Annotated in this window: 8 protein-coding genes; 4 read left to right on the top strand and 4 right to left on the bottom strand. The window is 70.8% G+C overall.

From position 1 onward, the window contains the following. Nucleotides 1–483: 483 nt before the first annotated feature. The 4 genes from ACOZ38_RS35670 to ACOZ38_RS35655 all read right to left on the bottom strand — a co-directional run bounded on the left by ACOZ38_RS35670 (nucleotide 484) and on the right by ACOZ38_RS35655 (nucleotide 5,988). Nucleotides 484–1,950, bottom strand: a complete 1,467-nt coding sequence (locus ACOZ38_RS35670) for a phosphodiester glycosidase family protein (protein ID WP_424535416.1) — start codon at nucleotides 1,948–1,950, stop codon at nucleotides 484–486. A gap of 539 nt (nucleotides 1,951–2,489) precedes the next feature. Continuing rightward, nucleotides 2,490–3,590 (bottom strand): P1 family peptidase, encoded by a 1,101-nt coding sequence (locus ACOZ38_RS35665; protein ID WP_424535415.1) that lies wholly within the window; start codon nucleotides 3,588–3,590, stop codon nucleotides 2,490–2,492. Then, nucleotides 3,587–5,197, bottom strand: a complete 1,611-nt coding sequence (locus tag ACOZ38_RS35660; RefSeq protein WP_424535414.1) for a PucR family transcriptional regulator — start codon at nucleotides 5,195–5,197, stop codon at nucleotides 3,587–3,589. Before ACOZ38_RS35660 ends, ACOZ38_RS35665 begins: the two co-directional genes overlap by 4 nt. 62 nt (nucleotides 5,198–5,259) lie before the next feature. Continuing rightward, nucleotides 5,260–5,988 carry a TetR/AcrR family transcriptional regulator C-terminal domain-containing protein gene (locus tag ACOZ38_RS35655; RefSeq protein WP_424535413.1) on the bottom strand — a complete coding sequence of 243 codons (729 nt, stop codon included), beginning with the start codon at nucleotides 5,986–5,988 and terminating at the stop codon, nucleotides 5,260–5,262. A 73-nt stretch (nucleotides 5,989–6,061) separates the two neighbouring features. On the opposite strand from ACOZ38_RS35655, the gene ACOZ38_RS35650 reads away from it, so the two are divergent. The 4 genes from ACOZ38_RS35650 to ACOZ38_RS35635 all read left to right on the top strand — a co-directional run bounded on the left by ACOZ38_RS35650 (nucleotide 6,062) and on the right by ACOZ38_RS35635 (nucleotide 13,505). Beyond that, nucleotides 6,062–7,582, top strand: coding sequence for an MFS transporter (locus tag ACOZ38_RS35650; RefSeq protein WP_424535412.1), 1,521 nt, complete (start codon nucleotides 6,062–6,064; stop codon nucleotides 7,580–7,582). A gap of 194 nt (nucleotides 7,583–7,776) precedes the next feature. Beyond that, nucleotides 7,777–9,075, top strand: a complete 1,299-nt coding sequence (locus ACOZ38_RS35645) for an aspartate aminotransferase family protein (RefSeq protein WP_424535411.1) — start codon at nucleotides 7,777–7,779, stop codon at nucleotides 9,073–9,075. Then, nucleotides 9,072–10,580, top strand: coding sequence for a CoA-acylating methylmalonate-semialdehyde dehydrogenase (locus ACOZ38_RS35640; RefSeq protein WP_424535410.1), 1,509 nt, complete (start codon nucleotides 9,072–9,074; stop codon nucleotides 10,578–10,580). Before ACOZ38_RS35645 ends, ACOZ38_RS35640 begins: the two co-directional genes overlap by 4 nt. 1,644 nt (nucleotides 10,581–12,224) lie before the next feature. Continuing rightward, on the top strand, nucleotides 12,225–13,505 hold the full coding sequence (locus ACOZ38_RS35635; protein ID WP_424535409.1) for an extracellular solute-binding protein: 1,281 nt from the start codon (nucleotides 12,225–12,227) through the stop codon (nucleotides 13,503–13,505). Nucleotides 13,506–13,615: the final 110 nt, after the last annotated feature.

The raw sequence follows: 13,615 nt of genomic DNA, 5'->3' as shown, positions 1-13,615 counted from the left end.
TCTACGGATTCCCTGCCCCCGGAGTCATTGGGGAAGGGGCCCGCGTCGGGTTCGGGGATCGAACTCCTCCTCCGGCCTGTTCCGCCCTCGGCCCCTTCGTGGTCGTTCGCCGTAGGTTCGGCGCCGGCACCGCCGCACCACGTCCCACCGCTTCGGCGCCTAAGAGCTGGAGACCAGACCGGCGTAGAGGGGGGTGGGTGAGGTGCGGAGGTACACGGGTGACCTTCTTAGGATCGCGTGCCAGGCCGCCGAGGAGGGATCACGGTAGACCTTTAAGGAGAGGATCATGGTGACAGGATCACGGGTGGTTTTAAGAGGTCCATGGGTGGCCTCAAGAGTGGCCTCGAGAGAGGGGTATGGGTGGTCTTAAGGGAGGTCCGTGGGTGGTCTTATGAAAAGTGGGGGGCGATCCCTCGGCAGGCCCACGTCCAGCAGTCGCTGGACCTCGTCGTCGAGGAACCGCTCCCCTGGCGCCGGTGTCTGTTAGGGGAGGATTAGGAGGGCGTCGCCTACGCCGCGTTCGATGCCGTCGGAGGGGTGGTTGACGACCTTGCCCTTGACGACCATCGCGCTCGACCCGCCGCCGTCCAGGTTGATGGCCTGGCGGGCGCCGAGCCAGAGCATCAGCTGCGCGGCCTCCACCATCGAGGCTCCGACGGTGACGCCGGGCTTGCGGCCGTCGACCGTGACGAGGATGAGCTTGCCGGACTTGGTGACACCCGCCATCGTGCGGGGGTGCCGGCGAAGGATCATGTTGATGTTCGCCTGCCCGTCGGCCTTCGCGGTGATGTGCTCGCGGCCGTCGCGGACCAGGCCGACCCCGCCGCCGATGATGCTGGTCTGCGGGGTGAGGGGGATGCCCTTGCCGGAGCGCATGTCGGTGACCTTGGTGGTGACGTTCAGCGTCCACTTCTCCCAGGCGTGGGCCCAGATCCAGTCGGACATGATGCCGGTGCCGTGCAGCACGCGGGTGCCGCGCGCCACCTTCCCGCCCGCGGGGCGAAGGGTCAGCACCTCGCCCTTGTCGTCCAGGACGGCCTCGGCTCCCTCGTCGGAGGGGGTCTTCGCGCCGAACTCCTCGGTGTAGAGCACCAGTTCGTCCGGTTGAGCCGCGCGGTTGACGCCGTTGATGGTGGTTCGCTCGCCGTCGGGTGAGGTCGCCGTGACCGTGGTCTTCACCTCGGTGATGCGCGCGCTGCGGTCCTTGAGGATCAGGGCGCTGCGGCCGTCGACCGCCTCGCTGAGCAGGCGGCCGTCGACCACGGAGACGCCCACGGGCTCGCCCCGGAGGTTCTTGTCCGTGTGGATGTTGAAGAATCCGCCGTTGACCGCGGCGATCGCCCCCTGTCGCTTGGCCATGGACGAGGGGGTCTCGCGCTTTGCGACGGTGGCTCCGATGCTGGAGTGGTAAGAGCCGGTGAAGGAGCGGGGGTCGACGGTGAGCACCCGCATGTCCCAGGGGCCGGTGGTCTGCAGCCCGTCATCTCCGAGGAAATCCACCTTCGCGGAGATACCTGCCTCTTTGAGCTTCTTAACTACCTTTTCGGCCTCATTGCGCTCTTTCAGCGTCCAAAGCCCGATGCGTACCGTGTAACCGACTCCCTCGGGGAAGTCGGCGACGCCGGGGCGGGTGAACTGCTGGATGCTCGCCTCGAATCCGGCGTTGAGGGCTGATTCCGCCGCCGCCTCGGCACTGGCCTGGGAGCCGTAGTCCTTGCCGTTCATGAGCACCGACACGGTGTATCCATCGGTCGGGGTGCCATGGAGAACCGTGAACAGGTCGATGCCCGCCGCGACCGCTTTCTGCTTCTGTGTGGCGGCGCCGGGCTGCCCGAGCGGGAAGTTCGCCGACGGCAGACCCGATCGTAACGATTCGGCGATCGCCGGTGCGGGGGCGGTGGCCGCGAGGAAGGAAAGCGCGGCAAGACCGGCGATGAGGCGACGTGGCATCAAGGGCTCCCGTGGGTGATCTACTCCTTGGTGCACCATGGTCTTGGTAGCGACACGCCAAGCGCCCGTCAACACGCCAACGTCTACGAGAATGTAACCGGCTGTCTTTCCGGATGCTGAAATAGGCGGGCATGACGGGAATCCGCCCAGCTCGCGCCATCACACGCGGTTGCCGCGCGCGCGTGTCCGCCACGGGGCCGAACAGGGAACGCGAGGTGTCCGTAAGGGGCCACGTAAATCGGGTCAATACCCTGGTCAATATGGGTGAGCCCTCGGCGACGGGCTGCGGCGGCGCGCGATGCGGCGTTACGGTTTCCTAGGCCGTGTACACCGAGCGAGCGGCACACCTTCCTCGAGAGGCACCCGTCATGGGGCTCAACGTTCTGTTTCCGATAATCCTGGCGAGCATGATCCTTGGCTTCATCATCGGAGTCGTCATGGCCCGGCCCCGCCGGTGGGATGCCTACGTCTGCGTCGACGACTCGGTCCACGCGGAAGCCCGCGACGGCGGCACGTGACCCGGCCGTGCCGCCCAGCGCTCACACCACGGTCACCAGCCCCGCCAGGCGCTTCCCGTCGAGGCCGTGGACGGTGACGCCGTCGGCGCCGGTCATGGTCTCCCCGGCGACCAGGGCGTTGACGATGGCCTCCTCGGTCGCCTCGATCACGGCGTAGAAGAGCGGATCGATGTGGTCATCGGCGAGCACGGTCACGTCGAACGTGCGTGGCGGGTCGGCGTCGAGCGCGTTGGCCGGAAGGTTGCGGTTGGCGGTGGAGAAGCACAGGAAGCCGTCCCCGCTGGAATTCTCGCCCGCGCCGCCCGTGCGCGCGACGCCGAGCCCGGCCCGCTGGGCGAGCCTGCGGCACTGGTGGGGGAGCAGCGGCGCGTCGGTGGCGACGATGCCGATGATCGAACCGGCGCCTTCGAACTTCGGCGGTGTGGGCCGCGGCACGTCGTGGAGGCTCCGGCCGACCGGGAAGCCGTTGACGGTCAGGCGCTCGCGTGATCCGTGGTTGGCCTGGACGAGCACGCCCACGGAGTAGCCCCCCGCACTCTCGCCGAGCACGCGGGAGGCGGTGCCGATGCCGCCCTTGAACCCGTGGCAGATCATGCCGGTGCCGCCGCCGACGCCGCCCTCGGCCACCGGCCCGGCCGACGCCGTGCGGTAGGCCTCCTTGACATGCTCGGGCTTGACGTGCTGGCCGTCGATGTCGTTCAGCGTGCCGTCCCAGGTCTCGGCGACCACGGGCAGGGACCAGGCCTGGCGGCCCCTGCCGAGGGACGCCACCTCGATCTCCACCAGCGTGTCCCGCACCACGCCGACGGAGGCGGTGTTCGTGAGCCCGATCGGCGAGCCGAGCATGCCGAACTCGTCGAGGAAGGCCATGCCGGTGATCTCGCCGTTGCCGTTCAGCCAGTGGTAGCCCGCGTACACGGGCTCGTCGAACGCCGAGCCGCCGTGCGGCAGCACCACCGTGACGCCCGTGCGCACCGGGCCCCCGCCCACCACGCGGGCGCCCTCGCCGCGTACCAGAGTGGTGTGGCCGACCCTGACCCCCGCGACGTCGGTGATGGCGTTGTACGGCCCGGGGGTGCCGGTGCCTATCACGATGCCGTGGTCGCGTGCCCGAGGGCTCAACGGATCTCCCTTCGGAACGACTCCAGCGCCAGCAGGGCGACGTGGAGTGACAGGCACGACTCGACGTCGTCGAGGTCGGTGTCGAGGATGCGCTCCAGGCGGCGGAGCCGGTCGTAGAACGCGGGCCGCGACAGGTGGGCGCGCTGGGCGGCCACGGCCTTGTTGCGCCCCGCGTCCAGATAGGTGCGCAGGATGCCGGTCAGGTCGCCGCCGCGGTGGGCGTCGTGGGCGAGCAGCGGGCCCAGCTCGCGCTCGGCGAAGGTCTGCAGCCTGGCGTCGTCCCGCAGGAGGTGGAGCAGGCCGCGCAGCCGCAGGTCGGGCAGCCGGTAGAACGGGCGCCTGTCGGGCTGGCGGGCGGCGGCCTCGGCGACCTGCTCGGCTTCGAGGAAGCTGCGGCGCACGTCCCTGATGGACTCGACGACGGAGCCCGCGGCGAGGACGAAGGGCGTGGCGAAGGCCGTGCGCAGCCGTTCGGCGAGGGCGGTGAGCGCGCCCTCGGCGAGCGTGCGGGGAGGCAGGGGGAGCAGGACCCCGACGCGGTTCTGGTCGAGGGCGCCGACCAGGGCGGGCAGCTTGGCCTCACGGCAGGCGGCGGCCGCGGCCTCCGCCAGCTCGCCGAGCTGCGCCTGGAGGTTGAGCGCCGTATCGGTCGGGTCGGTGAGCCGGAGCACCACGCTGATGAGCTTGCGGCCGGTGAGCGGGACCCCGACCGCCCGGGCGCGGGCCGCCGCCTCCTCGGGGTCGGCGTACGCGTGGGTCAGGATGCCGGTGATGATCGTGCCGTGGGCCTGGCGTTCCAGGCTCTCCTGGTGACGCTCCAGCAGCCGGCCCAGGGCGAGCGTGGTGGCGGCGCGCTCGGCGAGGACGATGTCGCGCGGCCCGGGCGGGGACTCGCAGATGAGGATCAGCCGTCCCCAGTCGTGGCCGCGCGCGCCGACCATGGTGACCAGCCAGCCGGACGAGGCGTCGTAGGCGGTGCGCTCGCGCGGGGCCACCGCCCGCGACCGCGCCTCCCAGTTGGCGAGCAGGATGCCGGTGTCGCGCCCGGTGGACTCGCAGGCGAGCACCTGGTGGGCGAGGTTCTCCAGGATCGTGGGACGGGCCGACAGGCGCGACACCTGGGTGAGCACCTCCGCCGGCGACGCGCCCTCGACCGACAGCTCGGTGAACACCTCGTGGAGGTGCTCGGAGGCGCGGAGCTCCTCGAGCTGGATGTCGATGATGCGGGCGTGCACCGACTCGGTGATCTGCACGAAGGGCGTCTCGCGGGCAAGCGTGACGAGCGGGAGGCCGTGGGTCTCCGCCGACTCGACGACGGCGCGCGGCAGCTCGCGGATGAACCTGCGGCCCAGCTCGACGATCAGGCCGGACGCGCCCACGGCGGTGAGGTCGGCGATGTAGTCGGCCAGCTTGTCGGGCTCGTCGGGGAGCGCGACGCCGGTGGTGAGGATGAGCTCGCCGCCGCGGAGCAGGTGGGCGATGTCGCTGACCTCGCCGACGTGCACCCAGCGCACGCGCGTGTCCAGCCGGTCGGCGCCCGCGACCACGCGCGGGTTGCCTCGGCGGACGGCGTCCAGTGCGAGGACGTCGGCCAGGGTGGGTAGCATATGCCCGAGCCTAGCCGATCACCCTGTAAGACCGACCACTCACTACCTGACACACTGTCCGATCAGGACTGGCGGAGGCGGGCCTCCAGGCCGTCGAGTATGGCCAGCAGGCCGAAGTCGAAGGCCAGGTGCCGGGCCGTGGTGACGTCGATCTTCTCGAAGTCGTGGTAGCGGGCAAGCAGGTCGGGGTAGTCGGCGGCGGCGACCTCCATCTGGGGACGCATCGCCTTCCTCCACTCCTCGGCGTCCGCGCTCGACCGGCCGACGGTGTTCAGCCAGCTGACCTCGGGAACCGTGGCGCCGAGGGTGTAGGAGACGACGGCGGCGGAGGCGTAGTCGAGGGTCATGCCGGTGAAGCCGGCGAGCTGGAAGGCGTCCGTCAGCGTCGCGCTGACGGCCATGGCGTTCGGTCCGAGGCTCGGCATGGTGCCGATGAGCGTGACCGACCAGGGGTGCTGGAGGATCGCGTCGCGCATGCCGTAGGCGAACGCGGCGGCCGCGTCGCGCCAGCCGGTCACCGCGGGGTCGGGGATGTGAGCCTGGCCGTAGACCTCGTCGAGCACGAGCTCCAGCAGCTCTTCCTTGTTGGCGACGTACCAGTAAATGCTGGTGGCCCCGGAGCCGAGCCTGGCCCCGAGCTTGCGCATGCTGAGGGCTTCCATGCCTTCGGTGTCGAGGAGCTCCATCGCCGCCCGGACGATCTGCTCGCGGCTCAGCGAGGGCTGCTCCCGCGGGCGCTTCCCGGACGCTTCGCGGGCCCAGACCGAGGTGAACCGCGTCTTGCTCGGCAAGGGTGACTCTCCTTCTTCCGCCCAAAGGATAATCCACTCGCACGCTGTACGAGCTTCATCGTACGCTGTGCGAGTGAACTCGAACGCTGTACGAGAAGAGCACGGAGTGGCGCCGGAGAAGAACCCCCGGCGCTGGTGGATCCTCGGAGTGCTGTGCCTGAGCCTGCTGGTGCTCGTCGTGGACAACACGGTGCTGAACCTCGCCATCCCCTCGCTCATCCGCGATCTCGGCGCGAGCCCGGCGGACATCCAGTGGATCATCGACGCCTATGTCCTGGTCTTCGCCGGCCTGCTGCTGACCGCGGGAAGCCTGTCCGACCGGTACGGCCGGCGCCGCTTCCTGGTCATCGGGCTGCTGGTGTTCGGCGGGGCCTCGGTGGTCGCAATGCTGGCCCAGGAGCCGTGGCAGCTGATCGGCGCCCGCGCGCTCATGGGCGTGGGCGGGTCCTTCCTGATGCCGAGCACCCTGTCGATCCTGATCACGGTCTTCGACGACTCCGAGCGACGCAAGGCCTTCGCCGCCTGGAGCGCGGTCGCCATGGTCGGGGTGATCGCCGGGCCGACCCTGGGCGGTTTCCTGCTGGAGCACTACTGGTGGGGCTCGGTGTTCCTGCTGAACGTGCCGATCGCCGCCGTCGCCATCCTCGCGGCCGTCCTGCTGATGCCCGAGTCCCGCGCGCCTGCCCGTCCCACGGATCCCCTCGGCGCGCTGCTGTCGACGGCGGGCATGACCGCGCTGGTCTACATGGTCATCGACGCGCCCCGCGAGGGCTGGACCTCGGCCCGCTCGCTGACGGCGATCGCCGTGGCCGTGGTGGCGCTCGGGGGCTTCGTGCTCTGGGAGCGGCGGACCGAGCATCCGATGCTGCCGCTCTCGCTGTTCCGCGACAGGAACTTCAGCGGCTCGTCGTTCTCCATCGTGCTGATGTCGTTCGGCACCGGGGCGCTGCTGCTGATGCTCACCCAGTACCTCCAGTTCGTGCTGGCGTACGGGCCGATGAAGGCGGGGCTCGCGCTGCTGCCGTACGCGGCCGCGGCGGCCGTGTTCAACGGCGTGGGCGCCGGGCTCGGGCAGCGGGTCAGCAACCGGGTGCTGATCGCGGTGGGCATGCTGGTGATGGCCGGAGGGTTCCTGGTGCTGGCGCTCATCGGGCCGTCCGACGGGTACGGCCGGCTCATCACCGGTCTGCTGATCATGGGCATGGGTGGCGGTCTCGCGGGGCCCGCGGCCTACGCGACGCTTATGGGCGCGGTCCCGCCCGACCACGCGGGCGTCGGCTCGGCGCTCAACGACACCGTGCAGCAGGTCGGCATGGCGCTGAGCGTGGCCGTCCTCGGCAGCGTGCTCGCCGGGGTCTACACCGCGCGGATGCCGGAGACCGCTCCGGCGGCGGCGAGGGACTCGATCGGCGCCGCGCTCCAACTGGGGGACGCGGGGCTCGCGCGGACGGCCAGGGAGGCGTTCGTGTCGGCGATGTCGTTCGGCTCCTGGGTCGGTGTGGCGTTCGCCGTCGCCTCGGCCGCGCTCGCCTTCACGGTCTTGCGCCCCCGTACGGTGCCCGCGCCCGAGCCGCAACCCGAGCCGGTGGCCTGACCGGAAGCCGAGCCCAGGCGCCCACGGGCGGCACGTGGTGAGACCGCTCGTGGGCGCCTGGGATATGTCAGGACATCAGGTCCAAGTGACTTCAGGACGTTAGAAGGTTGGGGGTGGCAGCATGTAAGGTGAATTCGCAGTACGCCGACACCTTGGAGGTGGGAGCGATGCCGATAAATCGACATAATCGGACTATGTCGGACCTTCTTCCGCGCCACCGTGCGGTCATGCCCAACTGGTTGTCCCTCTATTACGACGAGCCGATCGAGATCGTACGGGGGAAGGGCAACCGCGTCGTCGACGCCGAGGGCCGCACCTACCTCGACTTCTTCGCCGGCATCCTCACCAACATGATCGGGTACGACGTGCCCGAGGTCCGTGAGGCGGTCGAGCGCCAGCTCGCCACCGGGGTCGTGCACACCAGCACCGTCTACCTGCTGCGGGCGCAGGTGGAGCTGGCCGAGAAGATCGCCAGGCTGTCGGGCATCGAGAACGCGAAGGTCTTCTTCACCAACTCCGGCACCGAGGCCAACGAGACGGCCCTGCTGCTCGCGACGTACGCCCGCAAGTCCGACCAGGTGCTGGCCATGCGGCAGAGCTACCACGGCAGGAGCTTCGGCGCGCTGTCGGTCACGAGCAACCGCGGTTGGAAGAACAACTCGCTCTCCCCGCTGAACGTCCACTTCCTGCACGGCGCCGACCGGCACCTCCCGCAGTTCAGCGGCCTGTCCGACGCCGACTACATCAAGGTCTGCGTCGAGGACCTGCGCCACGTGCTCGCCACCGCGGTCGGAGGCGACGTCGCCGCGCTGATCGCCGAGCCGATCCAGGGCGTCGGCGGCTTCACCATGGCCCCCGACGGGCTGTTCGGCGCCTACAAGGAGGTGCTGGACGAGGAGGGCATCCTCTTCATCTCCGACGAGGTGCAGACCGGCTGGGGCCGCACGGGCTCGGCGTTCTTCGGCATCCAGAACCACGGGATGACGCCGGACATGATGACCTTCGCCAAGGGACTCGGCAACGGCTTCGCGGTCGGGGGAGTGGTGGCCCGGGGTGACCTGATGGACGCCCCGCACGCCATCGGCCTTGCCACCTTCGGCGGCAACCCGATCTCCATGGCCGCCGCCAACGCGACCCTCGACTACGTGCTCGACCACGACCTCCAGTCGCGTGCCGCCGTCACCGGCGCGATCCTTATCGACGGCCTGCGCGAGGCGCGGGACCGCCTGCCGATCCTCGGGGACGTCCGGGGCAAGGGCCTGATGTTCGCCCTGGAGCTGGTAGACCCCGCCACCGGGGCCCCGGCGCCCGCGCTCGCCTCCCGCTTCATGGAGGAGACCAAGAAGCTCGGCCTGCTGGCCGGCAAGGGCGGGCTCTACGGCAACGTGCTCCGCATGGCCCCGCCGCTGACGCTCACCGACGACGAGGCACGCGAGGGCCTGGGCATCATTCTCACGGCACTTCAGACCATCAACGAGGAGACAGCCAAGTGAAGCGGGTCACGCACTGGATCGGCGGCGCGGAGTCGGAGGGGACCTCGGGCCGGCAGGCGGAGATCTTCAACCCCGCGACCGGCGAGGTGGCCGGCCACGTGGACCTCGCGGGTCCCGAGGACGTCGACGCGGCGGTGGCCGCCGCCACGGCCGCGTTCCCCGCGTGGCGGGACGCCTCGCTGGTGAAGCGGGCGCAGGTGCTGTTCCGGTTCCGCGAGCTGATGTACGGCCACCGCGACGAGCTGGCCGCGCTGATCAGCGCCGAGCACGGCAAGGTGCACTCCGACGCGCTCGGCGAGGTGGCGCGGGGGCTGGAGGTCGTGGAGTTCGCGTGCGGCATCCCCCATCTGCTCAAGGGCGGCTTCTCTGAGAACGTCTCGACGAACGTCGACTCCTTCTCGATCAGGCAGCCGCTGGGAGTGGTCGCGGGGATCACGCCGTTCAACTTCCCGGCCATGGTGCCGATGTGGATGTATCCCGTCGCGATCGCCTGCGGCAACACCTTCGTGCTGAAGCCCTCCGAGCGCGACCCGTCGGCGTCGCTGCTGATGGCGTCGCTGTGGCGGCAGGCCGGCCTGCCCGACGGCGTGTTCAACGTCGTCCAGGGCGACAAGGTCGCCGTCGACCGGCTGCTGGAGCACCCCGGCGTGCGCGCGGTGTCCTTCGTCGGCTCCACGCCCATCGCCCGGTACGTCTACGAGACCGGCACCCGGCACGGCAAGCGCGTGCAGGCGCTCGGCGGGGCCAAGAACCACATGCTCGTGCTGCCCGACGCCGACCTCGACCTGGTGGCCGACGCCGCGGTGAACGCCGGCTTCGGCTCGGCGGGCGAGCGCTGCATGGCGATCTCGGTCGTGCTCGCGGTCGACCCGGTCGGCGACGAACTGGTCGACAAGATCGTCCAGCGCGTGGCCACGTTGACCATCGGCCCGGGCGACGACCCCGACTCGCAGATGGGCCCCCTGGTCACGCGGGCGCACCGCGACAAGGTGGCCTCCTACCTCGACACCGCGCTCGCGGAGGGCGCCAAGCTGGTCGTGGACGGGCGGGAGACCCCGGTGAAGGGCGGCACGACCGCCGCGGAGACCGCGGGCTTCTGGCTCGGGCCCACGATCATCGACCAGGTCACGCCGGGTTCGGCCGTCCACAGGGACGAGATCTTCGGCCCGGTGCTGTCGGTGGTCAGGGTCTCCTCCTACGAGGAGGGCCTGAAGATCATCAACGACGTGGAGTACGGCAACGGCACCGCCATCTTCACCAACGACGGGGGCGCCGCCCGGCGCTTCCAGAACGAGGTGGAGGTCGGCATGGTGGGCATCAACGTGCCGATCCCCGTGCCCATGGCCTTCTACAGCTTCGGCGGCTGGAAGTCCTCGCTCTTCGGCGACACGCACGTCCACGGCACCGAGGGCGTCCACTTCTACACGCGGGGCAAGGTGGTCACCTCGCGCTGGCTCGACCCGAGCCACGGCGGCGTGAACCTCGGGTTCCCCACCAACAAGTAGCCCCGCTCGCCCCCATCTGGCGACGACCCCGTCCGAGTGCCTCATCTCGGACGGGGTCGTCGTGTTCCGGCGGCCTCCGCCGGCCGGCTTGGGCAAGCCATTTATCCGATTAATTGTGGTGAATGACTTCAGCTGCATTGATAATGGCTTTTCGGTGCTCATCCCGAGGACGCCCGGCAAAGAATTCCACGACGCCGCGCAGGCATGATGATGAGATGAGGAAAAGGTCTGCCCAGACCTCATCGGCCTGTCAAAGAGTTTCTCCTCGGTGTGACTTCAGGAGAGGCCCGGGGAGAGAATGAAGAGTGGCTACTTTTATGAAACGGACTCTGGCGGGCGGCGTGCTCGCTGGGGCCGTTCTCGTCTGCTCTCCTGCTCCGGCAGGTGCTGAGGCAAGAACTACCTGGCCGGGCGACCAGGCGGTTACCGCTTACGCGATGAACGGCGCAATTCCTGAAACATCAGCCGACGCGCTTTATTTCGCCTCAAAGCGTTATGTGGCGCTCGGTTACTGTACGCCTATCTTGTGCCCGGTTCCGCCGGGCACGACCGTTCAATGGATCGGCTCGCCCCAGGCGGTCGGCCAGGTCGCGCCCGACACCATCCCGCTGTGCAAATGGCTTCTTCTGCCGCAATGGCTCTGCAAGGTACCGCCGGGTCCCGCGGGCCCGCCCGGTCCCCCGGGACCGGCAGGCCCTCCGGGACCCGAGGGTCCGGCAGGCCCGCCCGGCATCGACGGCGCTCCCGGTGCACCTGGCCCGGCGGGCCCCGCCGGTCTCACGGGGCCGCGCGGCCCGGCCGGTCCGCAGGGCCTGCCCGGCGCTCCCGGCCCGGTCGGTCCGGCCGGACCGGTCGGCCCTCCCGGGGCGGACGGCGCTCCCGGCCCGGCGGGTCCTGAGGGCCCGCCCGGTCTCGACGGTGCTCCCGGTCCGGCGGGCCCGGTTGGCCCGCCCGGTCTCGACGGTGCTCCCGGTCCCGCGGGCCTGGTTGGTCCTCCCGGGGTGGACGGTGCTCCCGGTCCGGCAGGTCCTCCCGGCGCCGACGGCGCTCCTGGCCCGGCGGGCCCGGTTGGTCCTCCCGGGGTGGACGGCGCTCCCGGCCCGGCCGGACCGCAGGGCCCGCCCGGATTCGACGGAGCTCCCGGCCCGGCGGGGCCGGTGGGCGCAACAGGTCCCGCGGGTCCGCAGGGTCCCCCCGGGATCGACGGCGCTCCCGGTGCCGACGGAGCTCCCGGCCCGGCCGGACCGCAGGGTCCTCCTGGGGTCGACGGAGCTCCCGGTCCCACGGGTCCGGAGGGTGCTCCCGGACCTGAGGGTCCCCCTGGACCGGAAGGCCCGGCGGGTCCGGCGGGTCCGGAAGGGCCGCAGGGCCCTCCCGGTCCTCCTGGACCGCCTGGAACGCCCACGGCCGCCGGCCAGCTCATCGGCATCCCGACGCCGTTCCAGCCGCGCCCGTGCGCGGCGGTGACGAACTTCGGGTACCCGCTCTGCGGCTGACCGTTTGTGACGCCCGGCCAGTGAGATGACCGAGGGGTGCGTGCCGCGACGCGGCGCGCACCCCTTCGGCTGTGTCCCGCATGGCAGGCCCCTGGCCGGCGCGGGCCGGTAGGCTCGCGGAGGAGACGGTGAAAGGCGAGGGGCTGGCGTGATCAAGTTGGGGCGATCTCGGGCCGGTCTCGCGGGTGCCCTCTCCTCGGCACTCCTGGCGCTCGCCGCGTGTGCCGCGCCCGGGGGCGTGTCCCGGTCCGCCGAGATCGCCGCCGTGCCCACGGCTCCGAGCACGGCCGCGAGGTCGCAGGCGCCCGTCGCCTCCCCGTCGCCGACCCCCACTCCCGCGCCGACCCCCTCGCGCAGGGCCCTCGGGCCGGGCGAGGGCGCGGTCACGGTGCTGACGTTGCGCGGGTACGCCGAGTACGGCGGGAGCGACCCCGCGTTCGACTGGGTGGGGCCCTTCGAGGACAGCACGGGCTGCCGCGTGAACCTCCGCTTCCCCCAGACCGGCGACCAGCTCGACAAGCTGCTCGCCCAGACCTCCTACGACGTCGTGTCCGCGCCTCCCGAGCTGGCGGGGCGGCTGATCGCCGAGAGGAAGGTCGCGCCCCTCACCACGTCGCTCGTGCCGCACTACGACGGCATTCCCGAGTGGCTGCGGTCCCAGCGCTCCGTCGTGGACGGCGACAAGGTGTACGGCGTCCCGTACTTGTGGGGGTCGTACGTCACGCTCTACGACGGCGCCACGGGCCGGCCGGCGAAGGGGGACGCGCTCTACTCCGATCCCGGCCCCATCATGCTGAGGGACAGCCCGCTCTCCATCGCGGACGCGGCTCTCGCGCTGAGGAAACGGCGGCCCGCGCTGGGCGTCAAGAACCCGTTCGAGCTCACTCCCGCCCAGCTCGACGCGGCGGTCGCGCTCGTCGGCGGTCGAGGCCACGGTGCGCGTACGTACTGGAAGGACCCGATCGACGCGTTGCAGGGCTTCGCCGGGGCGTCCGTGCGGCTCGGGCGCGCACTGCCGTACCAGCTCGACATCCTGCGCAGGGCCGGCCGGCCGTTGAAGGCGGTGGGCGGCGAGCCGACCACCGGCTGGGTGGACTCCTGGATGCTCTCCGCGCAGGCCGCCGCCCCGAACTGCGCCTACCGGTGGCTCGACTGGATCAGCTCGCCGGCGGCGCAGCAGCAGGCCGCCGCGTGGAACGGCCTCGCCCCCGCCAACCCCTCGGCGTGCGGCTACCGCGGCGACGAGTCCCGCAAGTACACCCACGCCGAACGGGCCAGGAGGGTGTGCGACGCCTACCGGGTGAAGGACAGGGCGTGGATCAAAAAGATCAGCTTTGCCGTTCGCCCGGCGAGGGATTGCGGAGGCGGGCACGGGGAATGCACTGACTATGCCGAGTGGGCCGCCAGGTGGCAGCAGCTCGTGCGTTAGCCGGGGTGATCTTCAGTTTGCGGTGAAGAGCCGCGGGCGCACCCGTCCCCCCGCTGGGTGGCGCCCGCCAGGGGCGCTCCGGATGCTCCCCCCGACTCCGGAGCGCCTCC

The sequence above is a fragment of the Sphaerisporangium viridialbum genome, from assembly GCF_049674955.1.
GTDB lineage: Bacteria > Actinomycetota > Actinomycetes > Streptosporangiales > Streptosporangiaceae > Sphaerisporangium > Sphaerisporangium viridialbum.
Note: the sequence above shows the minus strand (reverse complement) of the source record. Positions and strands in the feature narration are given on the sequence as shown.

Excerpts from the sequence above, each read along its gene's own strand:
- ACOZ38_RS35670 (WP_424535416.1), bottom strand. The coding sequence starts at position 1,950 with ATGCCACGTCGCCTCATCGCCGGTCTTGCCGCGCTTTCCTTCCTCGCG.
- ACOZ38_RS35660 (WP_424535414.1), bottom strand. The coding sequence starts at position 5,197 with ATGCTACCCACCCTGGCCGACGTCCTCGCACTGGACGCCGTCCGCCGA.
- ACOZ38_RS35645 (WP_424535411.1), top strand. The coding sequence starts at position 7,777 with ATGTCGGACCTTCTTCCGCGCCACCGTGCGGTCATGCCCAACTGGTTG.